Annotated in this window: 11 protein-coding genes, 1 tRNA gene and 4 pseudogenes; 7 read left to right on the top strand and 9 right to left on the bottom strand. The window is 60.1% G+C overall.

The annotated features are described in order from the left end of the window. Window positions 1-5 precede the first annotated feature (5 nt). Window positions 6-1,496, bottom strand: a pseudogene (gene istA / locus AB7G19_RS07600) (IS21 family transposase); the annotation flags it as partial. Window positions 1,497-1,692: 196 nt separating this feature from the next. Between istA and AB7G19_RS07595 the strand changes: the two are divergent. Together AB7G19_RS07595 and AB7G19_RS07590 are read left to right on the top strand one after the other, a co-directional pair. After that, window positions 1,693-4,677 (top strand): WD40/YVTN/BNR-like repeat-containing protein, encoded by a 2,985-nt coding sequence (locus tag AB7G19_RS07595; RefSeq protein ID WP_144030628.1) that lies wholly within the window; start codon window positions 1,693-1,695, stop codon window positions 4,675-4,677. Between the two features lie 57 nt (window positions 4,678-4,734). Continuing rightward, window positions 4,735-5,119, top strand: a pseudogene (locus AB7G19_RS07590) (transposase); the annotation flags it as partial. A 204-nt stretch (window positions 5,120-5,323) separates the two neighbouring features. Here the strand turns inward: AB7G19_RS07590 and AB7G19_RS07585 are convergent. After that, window positions 5,324-5,653, bottom strand: a pseudogene (locus AB7G19_RS07585) (transglutaminase-like domain-containing protein); the annotation flags it as partial. 521 nt (window positions 5,654-6,174) lie between these two features. On the opposite strand from AB7G19_RS07585, the pseudogene AB7G19_RS07580 reads away from it, so the two are divergent. After that, a pseudogene (locus AB7G19_RS07580) lies at window positions 6,175-6,507 on the top strand (ATP-dependent DNA ligase); the annotation flags it as partial. Window positions 6,508-7,202: 695 nt separating this feature from the next. Here the strand turns inward: AB7G19_RS07580 and AB7G19_RS07575 are convergent. Continuing rightward, entirely contained in the window at window positions 7,203-8,426 is a 1,224-nt protein-coding gene (locus tag AB7G19_RS07575; RefSeq protein ID WP_085399135.1) for an OpgC family protein, read from the bottom strand. 848 nt (window positions 8,427-9,274) lie between these two features. Between AB7G19_RS07575 and AB7G19_RS07570 the strand changes: the two genes are divergently transcribed. Continuing rightward, window positions 9,275-10,252: an AraC family transcriptional regulator gene (locus AB7G19_RS07570; RefSeq protein WP_085399136.1), complete on the top strand. Its 978-nt coding sequence runs from the start codon at window positions 9,275-9,277 to the stop codon at window positions 10,250-10,252. Between the two features lie 770 nt (window positions 10,253-11,022). Here the strand turns inward: AB7G19_RS07570 and AB7G19_RS07565 are convergent. Together AB7G19_RS07565 and AB7G19_RS07560 are read right to left on the bottom strand one after the other, a co-directional pair. Further along, window positions 11,023-11,841, bottom strand: a complete 819-nt coding sequence (locus tag AB7G19_RS07565) for a BA14K family protein (protein ID WP_161495760.1) — start codon at window positions 11,839-11,841, stop codon at window positions 11,023-11,025. A gap of 251 nt (window positions 11,842-12,092) precedes the next feature. Further along, entirely contained in the window at window positions 12,093-12,887 is a 795-nt protein-coding gene (locus tag AB7G19_RS07560; protein ID WP_014493350.1) for a class I SAM-dependent methyltransferase, read from the bottom strand. 1,107 nt (window positions 12,888-13,994) lie between these two features. On the opposite strand from AB7G19_RS07560, the gene AB7G19_RS07555 reads away from it, so the two are divergent. The 3 genes from AB7G19_RS07555 (at window position 13,995) to AB7G19_RS07545 (ending at window position 16,143) form a co-directional block, all read left to right on the top strand. Then, a complete protein-coding gene (locus tag AB7G19_RS07555; RefSeq protein ID WP_081369135.1) occupies window positions 13,995-15,008 on the top strand; it encodes a helix-turn-helix transcriptional regulator in 1,014 nt (337 codons plus the stop codon). A 199-nt stretch (window positions 15,009-15,207) separates the two neighbouring features. Then, window positions 15,208-15,528, top strand: coding sequence for a hypothetical protein (locus tag AB7G19_RS07550; RefSeq protein ID WP_085399139.1), 321 nt, complete (start codon window positions 15,208-15,210; stop codon window positions 15,526-15,528). Between the two features lie 36 nt (window positions 15,529-15,564). Continuing rightward, the gene (locus AB7G19_RS07545; RefSeq protein ID WP_085399140.1) at window positions 15,565-16,143 is read left to right on the top strand and encodes a hypothetical protein; all 579 of its coding nucleotides are present in this window, start codon (window positions 15,565-15,567) and stop codon (window positions 16,141-16,143) included. Between the two features lie 317 nt (window positions 16,144-16,460). Here AB7G19_RS07545 and AB7G19_RS07540 read toward each other — a convergent pair. From AB7G19_RS07540 to mnmA, 4 genes are all read right to left on the bottom strand, one after another. Then, window positions 16,461-16,537 (bottom strand) — tRNA-Met (locus tag AB7G19_RS07540). Between the two features lie 242 nt (window positions 16,538-16,779). Then, the gene (locus tag AB7G19_RS07535; protein ID WP_085399141.1) at window positions 16,780-17,142 is read right to left on the bottom strand and encodes a hypothetical protein; all 363 of its coding nucleotides are present in this window, start codon (window positions 17,140-17,142) and stop codon (window positions 16,780-16,782) included. Window positions 17,143-17,296: 154 nt separating this feature from the next. Next, a complete protein-coding gene (locus AB7G19_RS07530) occupies window positions 17,297-17,935 on the bottom strand; it encodes a class I SAM-dependent methyltransferase (protein WP_063981205.1) in 639 nt (212 codons plus the stop codon). A 21-nt stretch (window positions 17,936-17,956) separates the two neighbouring features. Continuing rightward, the gene (mnmA, locus tag AB7G19_RS07525; RefSeq protein ID WP_085399142.1) at window positions 17,957-19,138 is read right to left on the bottom strand and encodes a tRNA 2-thiouridine(34) synthase MnmA; all 1,182 of its coding nucleotides are present in this window, start codon (window positions 19,136-19,138) and stop codon (window positions 17,957-17,959) included. Window positions 19,139-19,290: the final 152 nt, after the last annotated feature.

Here is a 19,290-nt window from a genome sequence, read left to right as displayed (position 1 = left end):
ATGGTCCTCCGGAGGTTGTCGTAGCGGGCACAATCGGCGATCGGTGCATGACGGAGCGTCAGTGCGGCCGGCGTCATGATGTTGGCCGGTGGGGCGGGTTCACGTTGACGGGCCAGGATATTGAGAACGACATCGGCCGAATGGACGCTGTGACTGAGCGCTTCGGCACAGGCCGCTTCCACCGCGGGCAGACCGTCAGTCAGCACCGCGTTGAGGATGTCGACCATCTGCCGATTGCCGTCGTCGGTGCTGGCAAGCTTGCGCCGGATCCGCTCGATCGCGGCTGGCAGCACCCAGTCTTTGAAGGGAGCACCGTTGCGCAAGGCGCCGGGTTTGCGGGCGAGCACCGGCACATAATGCCAGGGGTCGTAGACGGTATCGCCGCGGCCAAAGGATCGCGGGTGCTCGGCAACGATGCGTCCATCCTGACGGATCACGATGCGATCGGCATAGGCTTGAACCTCGACCGGTCGTCCGACTGCGCTGGCTGCGACCGAGTACTTGTTGTTGTCGAAGCGCACCAGGCAGGTCTTCGAGACCGATGCCGTCACCGCATGGAAGCCGTCGAAGCGGCCGGCATAGGGAACGAGTTTGGGGCGTTCGGCTTCGAACACTTCCCAGATCGTCTGATCGACCAGCTCCGGATGGCGATGAACCTTGGCGTAGGCGATGCATTTGTCGAGCAGCCAGGCGTTTAACTCGTCGAGGTTTTTGAACCGCAGCCGCGGCGTGAAGAAGCGTTCCCTGACCAGCCCGACCTGGTTCTCGACCTGCCCCTTCTCCCAGCCCGACGCTGGCGTGCAGGCGACCGGATCGACCAGATAGTGGCTGCACATCTGCAGGAAGCGGCGATTGTAGAGACGCCCTTTACCGACGAAGATCGTCTCTACGGCGGTCTTCATGTTGTCGTAGATGCCGCGGGTGCAGGTGCCTTTGAACAGGGCGAACGCCCGGTCGTGGGCGTCGAACACCATCTCCTGCGTCTCCCGCGGATAGGCCCGCACGAACAGCATGCGGCTGTGACAGAGCCGGACATGGGCGGCCTTCACCATCACCGTGGTGCCGCTCAGCAAGACCACCTCGTGGCTCCAGTCGAACTGGTAGGCTTCGCCTGGGGCAAAGCTTAGCGGGACATAAGCAGCCGCGGTCGATTGCCCGCGTTCCTTGCTCCACCGCCTGGCGTAACGCCGCACCGCATCGTAGCCGCCGTCATAGCCACGGCTGCGCAGCTCTTCGAAGATCCGGATTAACGTCAGCTGTTCACGAGCCGGTTTGGCCGCGTTCGCCGCCAGCAGTCCGTCGAGCTCTACTGCCCATCGTCCCAGCTTTGGCCGCGGCTGCACTTGCCGCTCGTACTCGAAGGAGGTCTCTCCTGACCTCAGCACCTTCCGGACCGTGTTCCGCGACACCTTCAGGTCACGGGCAATCTCCTTGATCGTCTTGCCCTTGATGAAGTGCTCGCGCCGAATCCGCGCAATCGTCTCCACGATCAGCATCCTCGACCACCTGCTTCATTCCAAAGCAGGCAGCGCAACAGACCAACCTATAGGGGGTCAATTTTGGACGCCGATCCCCCGGCTTAGGGGGTCAATATTGCAGGCCGAATGACAGAAAGTGCCCCCTGCGCCCGGATTTATCGGGCTGTTGCGGGGGCGTTATCGTCCTTAATCCTTCGGGCAAATGGAGGGAAAAATGAAATGCCAGATGTACTCGGCACTTTTCCTTGCAGTTGTAGGATTCGCGCTTCCCGCGCAGTCTCAGCCATCACCAATCGATTGGACACTCGAAGAATTTCAGCCCAACGTACCCTACGGTGGACGAGCCGACACGATCGCGGTCAACCCCTCCGACAACCGCATTATGTTTGTGGCTTCGGAATCGGGTGGCCTCTTCAAGACTACCGACGGCGGAACGCATTGGAGCCATGTGGATACGCTTGGCGCCTATTACACATCGGCCGTCGCGTATGTGACATCAGACATTCTTCTGGCAACAGCGACGGATCGGTTCAGCGTAGGGAACGAAGGAGGCGGCATCTGGCGAAGTTCCGATGGCGGCGTTACTTGGTCGCACATCCCCAGCCCCTCTCTCGGCGGTCCTAGGGATCTCCGCTTTGATGCAAGGGAAATTTCCATTGCACCGGACACTGGCGATATTTTTGTTGCGACGAGCTACGGTGTGGCCAAGAGCAGCGACCAAGGCGCAAGCTGGATTGTCAGGGGCCCCATCAACTTTGCGGCAATCTCTGTGTCGGCCCAATCCGGTAATCTTGTGATTGCTGGCTCAAATGATTCAAGATTCTCCACCAAGGTCGTTCGCTCGGACGATGGTGGCGCAACTTGGGCCGCCACAAATTTTCCGGTCCCTGTCAGTTTTCCGGTCCCTGTCTTCGACTTGCACGCGCTTGCCGCCTCGCCCCTCGACGCCAATACCTTCTACGCCTATGGCGATCCAGACTTTTTCGTCAGTGAGGATGGCGGAGTGAGCTGGTCGAAGATCGTCCCGACGTTTTCACGTGGCCCGCAAGACTTTTGCGGCGGAATTGGATTCGTCAAACCTTTGGCGACGCCCACAGGCCTGACTTTGTGGTTGGGGAACCGCTGCACCGTTGCGAAGCTTGTAGCTCCGCAGATTCCGGGAACATCTCGTTTCGACTATAGCGGCCCGGTGATCCAGTCGACCGCCGATCACTGGGATACGCGCGATATGGCATTTCGCACGCAGGGGCCGGACACGGGCGCGCCGCTTCTACTGGCTACCGATGGAGGCGTGCATCGCACATTGGACGGTGGCGTCAACTGGACGCTCACAGGCTCGGGCCCGAACGGCTACAACGCGTTGCAAATTACTGAAGTGAAAGGTCAATGGATCGATAACCTGGCAAAGTACGATCTCTACATAGCGGTCCAGGACAACGGCATTTGGGCCTCCGGGGATGGAGGCTTGACTTGGCCGCCCCCTAATGCTGGTCCCGAGGGCCTCAACATCGAGATGCAAAAGCACTTCCGGTCGCCGGCCGACAGCGTGGTCACCGTGACTGCGTGTGGTCCTTGCACAAATAAAGTAGGCGGAAGGGTGTTTTCCCAAACATATGGAGCGGCGTTTTCCGGACTGCATCAATGGCCCGATCCTCCCGGCCCGGTCGTTGGACATCCGACCTCTATTTTCAAGTCGTTCCATAACCAGGGGGTCGACGACACACCAGGCAAATTCTTAAAGGGGTTTGCTGCGACTCACGATCTGGGCTCGAGTTGGACCCAATATGCCGTCGTACCGGCAGACCGCCGGGACATTCCGAAGCTCAGCGCGATTCGCGTTGCGCACCGTCAACTGCCGGTGCAGTACCAAGCGATCAGGACCGGATTCGACGCAACCCGAAATTTCGAGATCGTACATCTCGTGAGGTTGACGATGTCCCCCCCAAGCACGATGGCAAGCGTGTATTTCCCGGCAATGAATGGGTTTGGAGGCATTGGCATCTCTCCCCCCGATTGGGACTGGCATCATGTTTTTGGAGTTGACCCTAAAGACAGCCAGCATCTGATTGCGCCCGATGTCATCAATGGAAAGATAATGGAATCGCACGATGGCGGCGACAACTGGAGCGAAATTCCGGGGCTCACGTCTCTTGTAACCGATGCGGGTCGATTCCGGTCTGGCGCGGGGGCCAGCCCGTTCAACGTCGGGATTTTCCCAGCCTTCCCGTTCGACGTTGGGCACTTCCCGTTCGCCTCGCACGTTTCATTCTCCGGCGATGATCCCAACAGCGTTGCCATTGGCACTCAACAGAACGGCCTCTTTGTCTCCAGGGACAGGGGCGCTACTTGGATCAAGGTACCGAATTCGGAGCGCGCTACGGCCATCACCTCCATCGACTGGATGTCCCCGACGGATGCCTTTGTCTCAACCCTGGGCCGTGGCCTTTGGAAGCTGACCGGCAGTCAGGTCGTTACGAGCGTACGCCCGCTTTGCGTCATCCAATCCTGCCGCATTAAATATATCTTTAAAGGTGATCCCTCACCCGATCGATTCAAACGCGGTATTGTTGTGTTCGAAGGAGAGATCATGGGCGCCCGCGTAGAAGCCGGAGCGCTTCGTGAATTGTCAGTTACGCCGCAAACCTCGCTTGCGTTTGTCGGCGCTCCTGTAAAACTCGCCATACGGTACACGAACCGGCGTATCGGAATCATCGGGATAGAAACTAACAAGACCTTTGCACTGCCCTCCGGCAGGTTGCTGACCGGACTTGCGCTGGACGAACGCGGTGGGCTATTTGGAGCGCTTTACACGAGCGGGAGAATTCCGCTCTCTGATAAATCCGCGACGCGACAGGACGTGAGAACCGCTGACGCGCGCTTTGTTCTGCAGCAAAATCGCTCTCCGACCTTATCGAAGCCGTACATTTCGCTTTCGGCGACGGGCAAGGGAATGGACAACGTCGAACCGGAAGATCCGCTGACGCTGACAGGCGAACGAATGCCCAGCGGCGCAGTACTGGAAATCGTTTTGGATGGAAGTGCTATAGGAAAGACCGAGGGCGACCGCAGCGGTTTTCTGAAGACTATTATCAAAGCCCCCCGAGAACTTGGGCCTCACACGCTGATCGTACGTGACGCCAATACGAAGCGAACGATCGACGGAGCGAGTTTCGTCGTCCGTCATCGGGATGCTGAGTGACAATAGTTCCTCCTTTGAAACACATCCAACTCGCCCGACGAGCGCTTTGTTGAAGGATTGGATCGCGGCCAGAGCACACTGTTTCCGGCATCGCTCGACGACTATGTGACCGAGGATAACCCCGGTGCGAGCGGTCGACGTGTTTGTTGACGGTATCGATCTCGACAAGCTCGGATTTTTCGGTGTCCAGCCGCTCGACACCGGCCGACCCAGCTATCACCCCGGTGTTATGCTCAAGCTCTGCATCTACGGCTGCCTCAATCGCGTGCCGTCGAACCGACGCCTGGAGCGAGAATGGCAGCGTAATATCGAGATGATCTGGTTGACTGGGCAGTTGGCGCCGGACTTCAAGACCATCGCAGATTTCTGCAAGGACAATGGCAAGGCCATTCGTGAGGTCTGCCGCGAGTTCGTAGCGCTGCGCCGCAAGCTTGATCTGTTTGTTGCAGCGAGGCGGATTGCTGGAGGCGATGCAGGCCTGAGGCCAGCCTCTGCGTGACCAAATCAGCGCCTACATAAAGCTCCCCGGTTGCCACCCAGGGTGAACACCACTCAAGTGGTTTCAGAAAACCTCAAGTGAAGCGACGGGAAAGGATCGGCTTTACCTAGCTTGTCGTTCCCAAACTCAGGCGTGGCCTCGAATTGCTCAAGCACGTTGCCGTTTGGCAATCTGCTGCGATGCATCGCCATTCGGCTGAAGCGAAACCGCATCGTCGACCAACACTTCTTCAGTCATTACGTTGAAGCGTACCACCTTCGTCGGGCCAAACGCAGTTGAGATAGCGACGTCAGCAGCATCTCTTCCGCGAGCGATGACGATGCGGCCGATGCGGGGATGGTTGTGCCTCGCGTCGAACGTATACCACTTCCCGCCAATGTACGCTTCAAACCAGGCGCTAAAATCCATCGGCGCTGGATTTCGCGGGACGCCAATATCGCCGAGATAGCCTGCACAATAGCGGGCTGGGATGTTCATGCCCGCGCGTTGAGAAGGTCAAGCACGTCGTTCAGATCGAACGTTGGCGTTTCGACTACATGTTCGGTATCGATGAAACGAGCCACCGAACCGGTCCTTATTACGATATCCGACACATTCAGTTTGCAGGGCCTATTCTCGAACCGAAGGGCGTGTTGAAGGCCACTCACGGCGAGGTCATCTGCTTCCCTGACAACCGTCTGATTGGAGCATCAGAGCAGCCGATCCGAAAGTTTGGGGACAGGCTCGGCTCTCGCCTACAACGAAAGCGGCAAGCGATTGAGGAAAATTGAAGTCACCGTGGAAGACCTCTACGGCCTCGACCCCGAAGCGCCTGAGCCAGAACCTCCTTCATCGCCAGTAAAGTCCGGCAAAGTTCTGCCGTTCAAAAAGGGTTAGATCTGCTGATCAGGGCGCCCTTCTGGCAGTTCCGCTGCGGCCCACTCAAGGGTGAGCTTACAGGCAGGGCTCCGGTCGATTGTGCCAGATACCGGGAACTCCACGGCCGGAAGCCGGTCTGGGCCGTGGTGCTTGGCGTGGACGGCGTCTCAGACTTCAACGCCCTGCACTCCCGCCGGCACGATGACGAGGTTCAGCTCTATGCATTCGACAATCTGGCGCTCGGCGGCGAGGATCTGCGCCAGCTGCCGTTGACGATGCGCAAGACCAACCTAACCCGCTTGTTACGTGGCCGTCCGGATGGCATCTTTGTCGCACCGTTTGAGGGCGGGCGAATTGGGCCGGACCTATTCAAGGCAGCCTGTGGCATGGGCCTTGAGGGATTGGTCTCGAAACGTCGCGATCGCCGCTACATCGCGGGCCGCACGAAGGAATGGATCAACGTGAAGAATTGAACCCACCCGGCTAAGTCCAGGGAGTTTTGATACGAATGTCGGATTGGGCAGTCACCAGGTTTTCGCGTGCTGTCCGTATTTAACCACCCGATGTCCTAATTGATTGAATGACGTGAAATAGGCCGCCAATTTATTTTATAGGAGGAGCCCCGCATGTGGACCTTGGTTTTCATCACGGCTTTGGTGGGAGTCCCCCCGACCAACGGAGTTCACTCTACGGTCACAACCTTCAAGTTCGACACGCAAGAACAATGCGATGTTGCGGCTAAACAATTGAACATCCCGAAGCCGTATCTGACTCAGCGGTCTGCGGCGATCATCGTGTCGACTGAGTGCATTGTGGGCGCGAAGTAGGACACTCCACGTTTCAGCTTGGAATGCTGACGCCTAAATACGGACAGTACCTATGGGAAGCGCCAGCTAGGCGATCTCAAGCCGCTTACGAACCGCCTCGACCAGCGCATATCCCGCGGCCGTCAGATGAATGCCATCAGGGAGGAAATAGGCACGCGTCGGAATGCTGCGGGCGCTGAACCACGGCAAGCCGGGGCCGTTCAGGAAGAGGACCGCGCGCGCCTATCGGGTGATCCAGTAGATCTCTACATCCGCCAGACGGTCGCCTCCTCGTGCGTCCACGCTGCGTAGAGTGCGCGGATCGCCTTCAGGCGGTCATGGTAGCCGGGCGGTTACGTCAGCTAAGGGCCAAGAGCTTCCCTGCGCGCTCCATCCGCAACCTGCCAGCTAGAGAATACGGACCCGATCTTCTCGGTCGATTGCGTCCACCCGGGGTAATGACCGCGTCTGACGCTGATCCGGTTCAGCAGCATCGCGACGACGATCATCGCCAGGATTCCAGCAAGACTGAGCACGATCTGCATCGCAGGCCGGTCCGAAATGTCAAGCAGCGTCCGGTGGCTGGCCAGCGCCAGGAGGACGCCGAGACAGTAGATTGGCAGCGAATTCTCGCCACAGCACCTAGCGCAGCGCATGACTGGTGTCGCTAGCCCTCGCCAATCCCGAGGAATGAACCATAGCACCACAGTTGCAATAGCCAAGAAATGCAGCAGCCGGAACGGACTGAGATTCGATTTATCTAGCGGGAAGAGCAGGTTCGTCAAATTTTGCGGGACCAGCGGTTTGCCGCTGCAACTCAGCGTCAGGACCAGGCCAAAAACCAGATAGACAACAGCAAGAGTAAGCGTCGTGCGCGACGTCACCCAGGGCCAGACCCTCTCCCCTCCGATGACGCACCAGGCGCCCAGCACGATCAAAAGCTGCCAAGCCAACGGGTTGAAGAACCAGGCGCCGCTGGGCCAGGCTGGAACGCTCCAGCCGAAGATGTGCACGAGCGCATAAAGCAACAGCGAAACACCAAGCGTAACGTTTGGTGCACGCAGCAGCAGCCACAACAGCGGCGCGAACAACACGTGAAAGATGACGAAAGTCGGCAAGACGTCGGTGTTGACAGGGCGATATTGCAGGATTGCGGCATGCGCAAGCGTCGCGCCCGGATGATCGAGCAGAATCCGCGTATTGCTCTCGTCGGCAAGCCGATCGTTGCCCGCGAGGTAGACGAGGACGGTGCAAGCGAGCGTGAGCAGCAGAAACGCGGCATAGATGTCCCATCCCCGCCGCAGCGAACGACCAATCATGCCGCTCCAGCCCTCGCGCTGACGTGCCCTGCCGTAGGCCAGCGCGCAGGTCACGCCCGAAATGAACATGAATATTTCGGCGGCATCGCAGAAGCCGTAGTTGCGCGGTGTCAGCCAGCTTCCGATGTTGTTGGGAACATGATCAAGAAAGATCCACCATAGCGCGATCCCTCGACAGACATCGATGCGCAGGTCGCGGCCAGCCCCCCGGAACTCCGGCGGAGTTTCGCCGATCAATCGCTTCGAGGTGTGAGTTCGATCGTGCATCTGTTTGACCTGCCGGCGTGCTCGCACATCGGTCGATGAGAGGCTCCGCTGCTCCGGGCTGGGGGTGTTGCCGAGCGGGGTATCCGACCAAACGATGCGGTTACGAGCCTGAGCTACCTGATGGTTGGAGGCTCTTTCGTTCGCCAACCGGCGCTTTGATTGCCTGGGCCGGAAGCTTCGCCGTCCTCCCAAAACGTTTGCAATATGTCGTCGCTGGCAACCGGTATCAGAAGCTGCTTCCGCATTTCGGCGAGGCGGGCACGGCAATACTCACGGTAAAACATCTCGACTAGGGTGGACATGATCGAACCCTCGCTTGATCATCACCATTGACGATAGATTTCGACCATTTCAACCGGCGGTAAATATCAACGGCGCCGGAGTAGTTTGTGTCCGACGAACTCGGATGACGACGATGTGGCCGACGAGGCGCGACACAAAATCGGTATCAGAGAACGTCTAGTGCTGCAGGACAGTCTGTCCGCGGATCGTTGAGTTCGATCAATCGCGAGAATCATAGAAGCGGAGCTTACGGGTTCACCCCGCCAAGGATATCTAAACTAGATCCGATAACGGCAATCAGAAATAGAGCCATCACGACCGCCTCCTCTTAAAGGAGATTTTTTGACGCCACGGCCTTCGCAATCACTATAAACCTAATTTCCGGCCGCTAAGTGAACGAGTTCACATCAGCATTGAACTTAGCTGAGCGAGACTAGCAGGCCAATGGCGTAGCTTCTTGGACTCTTGCGCACAGATCAAACAAGTTCGGTGCGCCAACTGCAAAATGCAGATACCGGTGAGTTTGTCGCATTTGATCCCGATGTCCAACAAGGCTGGAGGTCCCCATGTCTATGGACGCAGCCGAATTTGTATCACATCGTTTCTCGACTCGGGAGTTTCCGGAGCGGATGCGAATCCCGCTATGGTGCGAGGACTTTGGGCGAGGCATAGTCCACGCTGATATTGAGCCGCTATCGAACGCACCGTTTCAGGCCTACGCAACGCTGCAAGCGATCCGAGGTTTGCGCAGGCTCGCGCTCAAAGGCTCCCCTATGCGTTTCAAGCGCTTGCAGGCGAGCATCGCTGATGGTGATGACTCGATCGGAGTCATCCTCTGTTCTCCCGGCAAAAGTCAACTATCGCAGCGCTGTCAAGAAATCGAGCTTCACGCCAGCGACGCCATCGCAATTCTGCATTCCGAACCGGTCACCGTCACCTATGTCGACGGATTGCTATTCGGTCTTGCCGTACCGCGCGACGCGCTTGCACAGCGCGTGACGAACGTCGAAAGCCGCGCCATGCGGCCGATTTCTCACCGAAGTGAAGCGCTCCGACTTCTCATGGCTTATCTCAAGTCGGCATTTACTGAGAGCGTTCTGGCCACCCCGATGCTGCGAGATGCGGTCGTGGCTCACATCCACGATCTCCTGGCGCTCGCAATCGGCGAGTGCGCTCCCTTGGGCGAGAGCAGTGCGAGCGCTGTCGTGACTGCGCGCCACGACGCCGCCCTCGATTACATCGAGACACACTTTCAAGAACCAGGGCTCAGCGTCGAGATGGTAGCTCGTTGCCAAGGCATCTCACCTCGCTATCTGCAGCGCCTGATGGCATCATCAGGATCATCGTTCACCGGGCACGTGAATGAGTTACGCCTCCAACGAGCGCTCAAACTGCTGACCGAGCCCAGCGCCAGCGCGCGGCTGATTTCCGATATCGCCCTAGAGGTCGGCTTCTCGGATGTTTCGCATTTCAATCGCTTGTTCCGAGCTCGCTTCGGCGATTCGCCGCGTGGCGTTCGTTGCGCCCGAAGGGATCCCAGCTGATCCATCTGCCCCAGATTGGCGCGTGCGCGTGACGGTCACCAATGAAGGCCGCCAATTCGTTCGCAGCTTTTGCGCCGCACGATACTGCAGGCTGTCCTCGCCCCGGCAAAGCTGGCTGCTCTCGGGCGCGTCAATGCCCCAGAGCCGGATGCGCGCTCCGTGGATTTCAAGAGTGTCGCCGTCGATGATGCTGGCTTGGCCGATTAGGTCAACAGTGAAAGCTGCGCTCGTACACGCCACGAGCGACAACAAGGCGGCGGCGCAATATCGGAAGGCCGCTAGGCACAAATCCAAATGATCACCAGCGTTATCGGCAGGCTGATACCTAATGTGCCACCAATCATCAACGCGAACGCAGAAAGCAAATTCCCATCAGGCTTTGCTGCTCGGTCGGACATAGCCCGTTACTCCATCGAGCTGCCCCGAGAGGAGGCTGAACGGTTATGGTTAAGGAAAGGTTAATTCGCCTTTTTTCTTAGCGAATGCTGGGGCTTATGCGGCAGCGCGATTTTCCTTATCCTCACCCCGCATCACGATCTTAAGCGTGTTGTCCGGCAATGGCCGCTGCAACGCCTTGGCCTCATCCCACGGCGCGCGCATCCAGACATCGCGTTCCTCATCGGTGGTCAGGATCAGGCCTTCGCATGGATCGACAAGACGACACGTTCGGTGACGTCGTCAGGAAGCCGCAGCAGACGAGTGAGGGCGGCTGCATCTCGCTGCCATAGCGGCAGGTCAGCTAGACTTGTTGCCGAAACACCGCCCCGCACTTATGGGCAGGAACGCCGCCGTCCGTCATAGCCGATGTAAGTCCCGGAAGCCGGATCGTAGGTCTGAAAGTGCTGGCAGCCGTAGCCCCCGCGCGGTTTGTGTTCAACGCGAGCTGATTCGCCTGGTCTAATTGCCGATTTGCTGTTCTCCGTGGCCACGTCCGGTTGACCTGCGGTCTGGGCGGGGTTCACGAAGGCGGCGTAGCTGTTTGCCCAGGCAGGCAAGGAGACACCGGGCCTCTCTTCCACAACGGCAGGTTTCTGTTCCATGGAGCGCCGCGCGTCCGCCAGTTCGGTTGCAAGCGCTTCGGCCCTGTCGTGCTCCTGCTGCAGAGACTGCCACAGTACCGCCGTCGCGCTGTCGACCGCTTGGCTGAACTGGTGCGCCTCGCCGTTGGGCACCGACAGCAGTTTCCCGACGTACCGCCATGCCTTCACAAGTTCTTTTTCGAGCGCCTCAGCCCTGGCGTGCTCTTGCTGCAGAGACTGCCGCAGTTCCGCTGTCGCGCTGTCGACCGCCTGCTTGAGCTGCGCCGCCTCGTCGCCCTTCGAGAATGGCGTCTGTTGCGCCATGACCGGCGGGACGATCGTGATGAGCTTAGATAACTCCTGCTGAGTGGCGTATCGTGCCACATAGGCGACGACGTCGGCGTTGAGACAGAACCCGATGAGTGCCGCCGCGACGAGGGTTCGGGCGATCCAGGAAATTGCAAATCCCCGCCGCGCGTGTGACGCCTCGAGGATGACGACGTTTGGTGCGGTCTTAATCGTATGGCGCATGTAAACCACCGCCGGGTTATCAGGCCATTGCTTCTTCACTTCGCCGGAAGCCTAACCCCACCCGTTGTGCGCCTCAAGTTTGGTGTTACTCCTCGGTGATAGCTCCGGTTGCGCGGCGATGCGCCGCCCCGAGCGGGAGAGGCAAGCCGCTACCGATTGCGGTGGACAACGTGCCGGACACAACGGAGGCCCCCGCGTTGACGCGCTCGCGTCGAGGTCGATGATGGGACGCTTGGTCCACTGCGGATGCGTTTCCCAGGATGGCTGATGGGCACGCAGTGCCGGGTGCGTTATTTTCGAGTTCCAATCGTACAGAGATAGTCGCGCGGCATGGCTAACCCGACCGGCGAGCGGTGCTTCTCATGCATCGCGATGAAGTCTCGCTGAAGTGCCGTGCGCCTTTCAGGGTCGAGCGACGCAGCCAGCGTTTTTGTTGGACCATAGCCAGTCACAAATATGTCCCATACCGTTTGGCCGCTCGGCATGCGGAGTACCGTGGTGCCAGGTTCAAAGGCCAGATCGAATGTATCGCCAAGCAATTCCCGAACGCGGCCTTCCCGGCCCCACGCGAATGGCGAAGGAGGAGGATTGTCAGGCGGTGGCGGCATGTATGGCCGCATTGTCTGGAATATTTCTTCAACCGCGCTGCCAGGCAGCCAAGTGACCAACCCCAGTCGCCCGCCCTTGCGCGTGACACGTGCCAACTCGGCAGCTGCAGCCTCGGGGCGCGAGACAAACATGACACCGAACGTCGAAGTCACACAGTCAAAGCTTTGATCCGGAAATTCCAGCGCTTCGGCATCGCCGACCTTGAAGTCGATCTCCGGTGCAATCAGTTTCGCCGCCTCGATAACGCCTTCACCAATATCGATACCAGTCACCTTTGCGCCTCGATTAGATAACCGCCGCGCAGTCCAGCCCGTGCCTGTCGCAACGTCAAGGATGCGCTCTCCCGGTTGCGGCCAGATTCGATTCACGACGTGATCAATGGCGTCTGCTATACTTTGGCTCACGGTATCGTAGGACGCGCCGCCGGAACCCCAAGTCGCGGCGGGTTTGAGGTTATGAGCAAGAATTTGCGCCATGAAATTTACTCCTCGATCTCGATGGAATAATCAGCTCAGTCGCTTGAGCCCGGCGTGATGAGAACATTGGCACGCAAGACGAACCTCAACCACAGTTTACAAATCGGTTGCGGCACAATGTCTCAGTTCAAGGTAGACCGCCTAGCGCGATGATGAGCGCGCGTCCGAAACAGATGCATGTCCTCTGCAACTGCAACCACGGATTTTCTCGCGCCAGATAATCTCGATAGGTTCGGCCGCACGGTCCCCGCGCTTTTCGTCGCCCTCCATAGGACCCTCGACCATCCTGTCGTGTCCGTGCGATGCACGACGTGGAAGCTATCGCGTCCTGCGAGGACATCAGTTTTGACGCATCCGCTAAATTGGGTCTGGATCGCTGCTACATGCCAAATTGATTATAGCTGCGCACGCGCGCGTCATTGGTTGTGAGGGGTTCAAATCATGACGAAGCACTTTTCGAGGCCATCATGACTGATGTGCTCGTAGTCCTAGTATCTGTAGTGATGATCACGATTGCAGTGACATTTTTGGGCGATCCCATTCGGGCCCGCATCGCTGCTTCTATCCCAACCCCATTCGATCTTGCGATGGTCAAGACACTCGCAACCGCTGAACCGAGCAAACTGAGTCTTCCGCGCGCGCAACCGAGTTGCCGGCTTCGTTCCGCTCCTCTGCAATGGAACGTAGACTGGCTTTTCCGGCCGCCCGCAGCTCGCGGATGATGTGGGCTTGCTAAAGAAGCAAGCCGTCTCGGTTGGCGGCCTTTAGGCACGACGCTTTCTTCACCTTTTGAGGAGTGACGCCAGTCGTATCGGCTGTGGATCACACATGCGCATCCTGAACGTTGCTCACGCAAATTCTTCGTGCCCTTGCGGCATTTCGCGCATCATAGCAACCTCGATGCGAACCGTGTCGGCATCGAAAGCCTGACGGGAAATTCCTCATCATTTTCTTGAGGTCCCTACCTCCATTTGTAATCCACCTCACACCTGCAGCGAAGCTGCGGTCCGATATTGTCTCAGTCTTGGCGTCATTCGAGGAATTTACAGATTTCGTTCGGGCGCTCAGTCGTTCTTGCGTGGTTGGGCACTGAAACGGGAGGCCGGCATGCCAACGTCATCTCCCCTTGTGCGATGGTCGACTGAGATGCTGCCGGAGCGAACAAGGTTCTCCACGTTCCGTGAAGAGTTTACGCGGCTGAACCTCGCCTTGGACGTGATAGATCACAGCGGCGGCCGCCCGCGTATCAATGTCACCTACTTGCCGCTCGGCCCGGTTGGCGTTTGTAGCATTGTCACCACGCCGGTGGAGTTTATCCGTCACAAACGCCACCTCAAGGATAGCCGTGACCAATTCGGACTTAACATCGTCGAAGCTGGCCCGGTCCAATTTGCAAATGCTGGCCAAGAACATGTCTATGATGCCGGCGCCGCTTGTTTGGTTGACCGGGGAAGGCTGCTGCGAGTATTTGGGTCGCGTGGCGCCAGCGTCAAATTCGTGACCGTGCCGGCTGCCGCCCTTAGGTCGCTGGTTGCACAGCCGGAAGATCTATCAGGTCGGCCGGTGCGTCCTGGACCGGCGCTTCGCCTGCTCCACCTCTACCTGCAATCGCTCGCATCCTTCAAAGAACCTCCGTCATCAAAACTCGCCTCCACCGTCGGCACACATCTCCTCGATCTTGTGGCCGCGACGCTCGGGCCGACCGTCGAAGCTGCAAACCTCGTTACGGAGCGTGGTGTGAAGGCCGCCAAGCTGCAGGCGATCCTGGCGGAGGTCGCGCAACGCTTCGGCGATCCCAATGTCGATCTGAACAATGTTGCTGGAGCGCTCGGTATGTCGCGGCGATACGTGCAAAAGTTGCTCGAAGAGACCGGAAAGTCGTTCACCGAGCACCTTGCAGCGTGTCGGCTTGAGCGTGCCTTCGCGATGTTGACTGACCCGCACCATCTGCATTTGGCCATCATCGATATCGCGTTTGCAGTCGGCTTTGGTGATGTTTCTCATTTCAATCGCTCGTTCCGCCGACACTTCGGCGAGACGCCATCAGGCGTGCGCGCCGCATCGATGGTGCGGCAGAAGTCATCCTGCGCCTCCTCACAATGCGCGGGCGAAGGCCGCTGAAAACGCGGACAGTTCGACCTCGCGGGACGGCAGGCAGCGCGCACCGGGCTACAGGGCTGAAAGAGTTCCTTCACCTTGATCTATGGAATACGCGAACTGGCCATAACCGGGACCGCATCGCGTTGAAGAATGAGACCGTCGCTGCTGGGGGCCAAACGGAGACAATCCGATGAACACTCGGACACTTGGTGCAGCGCTCGTGGGAGCAACTCTGTTCGGCCTTACCGCTGCGCAGGCCGCGCCGAAGCCCAAGGCGAAACAGGCGGGCGCGGTCACGGTCACGGTCACCGTGACGAACTCGCGCAAAGCGGATCTAGTCCAGCTGGAGGCGGCCAAGTCCGGGTCGCCAGACTGGAAGGAAGTACTCGGCCCGCTGAAATCCGGCAAGCAAGCGTCGGCTAAACTGCCACAGGCCAGCGATTGCCGCTTCGATCTGCGCGGGACGTTCGACGACGGCCAGTCGACGGATGCCTCCGGCATCAACGTCTGCGCCGATAAGACGCTCAACCTGACCGATTGACACAGGCTCTTTTATCGCGCTCCGCATCAGCACGACGTGGCAGACGGCAGGCGCAAGTGGCTCCGGAGAGAAGAGCACGTCTTTGGTGCTCTCGAGATCAGCCACTATCGACCGAAAGAGCGTCCGAACAGCGTGCGCATCGTCCATCCAAAGAATGACGAGGAAGCCTGGTGGCCGCTTTTCGATGAGACCGGCTCGACCTTGTTCCCGGAGCTGATGGCCGAGCTGAATGAAATCAAGCAGACGACCGTGTCCGGCCTGGTCTTTCGACGCGACCATTCGCACCGGAGGTCACCTACCCCGCTGCCATGGATCACAGCCAAGCAGGATCTTCGCTACCTGCGCGGGGTCGTGAAAAAGATCGTTCACGCTGCCGATCTTCGGGAAGAACTGTCCTTTACATCATTCCGCCACGGCGGGTTCACCGAGGGCGTTGACAGCGATCTGACGGACGCTGAGCTCAGGGCCGCGGGCCGCCATCGCTCATCGCGGCAGTTGCCGACCTATGCAAAGCGCACACGGAAACAGCTAATTTCCGGCACGAAGAAACGGCGTGAAGAAAAGTACAAAGACAGCCGGTTTGTCGGAATAGCCATGACCCGTCTGTCGGAATGACGACCGTGACAAACCCCTAAGCTATTGAAAAGCTTGGTGGGCGCACCACGGCTCGAACCTGGGAATCGGCAGCCGGACAACCACAAAGCATCGCACGGCGCTTCTGTTCCCTGCTCGATCTCACGACAACGATTAGGCGAATCCTTCATGCGCTAGGCGAACGAAAGAGAGCCCGTCCAGCCCGTCGTAGTTGCAGACACCACTTTTCAGCAAGGATTCGATTGCCGTCGGGTCGGGGATGCGTGCTACCGATTTGCTACGAGACCGTTCGCGAGTTTTCTCGCGCAGCCTAACTGCCTGATACTACGATGGAATCGTGGTAGCGGGAGAGGGACTCGAACCCCCGACCCCAGGATTATGATTCCCGTGCTCTAACCAGCTGAGCTACCCCGCCACAGGGTCGCGAGCGGCGGAACGGCCGATCTCGCGAACGCGCGGCATATAAGGAAGGGGGCGGCGGGCTGTCAATCCGCCTTCGCTAAAGCTTTGGCGGGACAAGGCCGTTTGTGCCGAATTTGGCACCAGAATCTGCGATTTTTCGGCACCGGACTCGTGGGGAGTCCCCCTCACCCGGATCGCACCTTCGATGCGCTCCGGCCTCTCCCCGCAAGCGGGAGGGGCGAAGGAAGAATCAGCCTATTTCGGCCTGACCGTCGGGTCGCCGCCGGGGCTGCCGGGGGGCGGGATGACCGGCATGGCACCGTCCGTAGAGGGGGCCGGAGCGTGCATGTCGGGGTCGACGCCGGAGGGCGGGCAGAGCACGCCGTCGGATTTGGCCAGTTTGTCGCCGAGCGGTTCCCGGGACTGGCCGGTGGTGGTGCCGTCGGGCGTGGTGGCGCGGTTCGGGCGGTCCTGCGGCATGCAATTGGCGGCGTGCTGGGCCGACGGCGGCGCGGTCGCTTGCGGCGGCGTTGCAGGTCGCGGCGGGGCCTGCGCGATCGCGGCGCCTGAGGCGGCGATCAGGAGGCTGGCCAGGATGATGTTTGATGTCGTGCGCATGGGAGGGAAACGTCTCCGGCCATGCGGAGGTTCCGGCCGACGCACGGCGAATTGAAGCGCGGGAAGTTGGCTGGCGGTTTCCTCGCGGCCGATCCTTCGAGACGCCTTGCGCGGCAACAGTGCTGGCCGACGGCGCGATCCCGGCAAATCGCTCTCACGATTTGACGTAGCGGATCAGCGAGAAGTGCCCCATCGGCGGCATCGGACGGCGCTCGGCGAGCGTGACGCCGCGGTGCCTGGCGGCCCAGTTGACGAGGCGGTCCCACGGGAATTCCGGGCGCCAGCCGAGGCGGCGGGCGATGGGCGCGAAGGCGAGCTCGAACAGCTTGCGCGGGCCGCTCTCGGCGCCGATGTGGTTGACCAGGATCAGCTCGCCGCCGGGCTTGAGCACGCGTACGAACTCGTCGAGCGTACCTTCGGGATCGGGCACGGCGGTGATGACATATTGCGCGACCACCGCATCGAAAAAGTTTTCGGGGAAGGCGAGATTCTTCGCGTCCATCACCGAGAGCACTTCGACATTGCTAAGCCGCAGCGCGCGCACGCGCGCCTGCGCCTTGCGCAGCATCGGCTCGGAGATGTCGACGCCGCAAATCTTCGTGGTGCGCGAATAATCGGAGAGTGAAAGCCCGGTGCCGACGCCGACGTCGAGGATGCGGCCGCCGATCCGGTCGGCCTCGGCGATGGTCGACTGCCGTCCGGCGTCAAAAACCTTGCCGAACACGAGATCGTAGACCGGCGCCCAGCGGCCATAGGCCTTCTCGACCCCGGCCCGCGAGATGTCTGCTGCCATGCCCCCTGCCCCGGAAATTTTCTAGCCGCGTACCGCTTCCACCAGCGGCCTCGCAGTGCTCGTTGCGACTTTCGCGGCGGCGCTCTGGATGAAGCCGCCGCCGAGCACGCGCGCCTGGCCCGAAGGCGCGTCGTAGAACACGCAGGCCTGGCCGGGCGAGACGCCCTCCTCGCCGGCGACGAGCTCGACTTCGTAATGGCCATTGCCGCCGCGCAGCCAGGCCGGCTGCGGGCTGCGGGTCGAGCGGACGCGCACGAACATCTCGAGGCCGGCGCCGATGGCGCGGTCGATGTCGCCGTCGCCGATCCAGTTGACGTCGCGCAGCACGATGCGGTGCATCTTCAGCGCATCGCGCGGGCCGACGACGACGCGGCGGCCCGGAGCATCCAGCCGCACCACGAACAGCGGCGCGTGAGCGGCGATGCCGAGGCCGCGGCGCTGGCCGACGGTGAAATTGGCGATGCCGTTGTGCCGGCCGAGCACGCGTCCCTCGAGATCGACGATGTCGCCGGGGTCCATCGCGTTCGGACGCAGGCGGGTGATGATGTCGGTGTAGCGGCCGGTCGGCACGAAGCAGATGTCCTGGCTGTCGTGCTTGTCGGCAACCGCAAGACCGAAGCGGCGCGCGAGCTCGCGCGTCTCGGGCTTGGTCATGTCACCGAGCGGGAAGCGCAGGAAGTCGAGCTGCTCCTGCGTGGTCGCGAACAGGAAGTAGCTCTGGTCGCGGTCGCTGTCGGCCGCGCAGACCAGCGCGCGCGAGCCGTCGTCGCGGCGGCGCGAGGCGACGTAATGGCCGGTGGCGAGCGCCTGCGCGCCGAGCTCGCGCGCGGTCTTCAGGAGGTCGCGGAACTTGACCGAGCGGTTGCACTCGATGCACGGCACCGGCGTCTCGCCGAGCGCGTAAGAGTCGGCGAAATTGTCGATGACGGACTCGCGAAAGCGATCCTCGTAGTCGAGCACGTAATGGGGGATGCCGAGCTTGGCGGCGACGTCGCGGGCGTCGTGGATGTCCTGGCCGGCGCAGCAGGCGCCCTTGCGATGGGTCGCCGCGCCATGGTCGTAGAGCTGCAGCGTGATGCCGACGACGTCATAGCCCTCGGCCTTGAGCAGCGCAGCCGTCGTCGAGGAATCGACGCCGCCCGACATGGCAACGACGACCCTGGTGTCCTCAGGACGGCCTTCGAGATCCAGACTGTTCAGCATGGGCCTTAAAGCGTTGTGACGGCGGCGTTCGCGATCCGCGATGACTTGGACATTTCGGCTTCCGGCGGGACATCGACGCTCCCCGGGAACTTTGGTTCCCCCGGGGGCACGACTGCCCGGTCGAAAGCGGCTGAGAGCAGCTCTTTAATATA

The sequence above is a fragment of the Bradyrhizobium sp. 215_C5_N1_1 genome, from assembly GCF_052075935.1.
GTDB classification, from domain to species: Bacteria; Pseudomonadota; Alphaproteobacteria; order Rhizobiales; family Xanthobacteraceae; genus Bradyrhizobium; species Bradyrhizobium barranii.
This window is presented reverse-complemented; position numbering and strand designations above follow the sequence as displayed.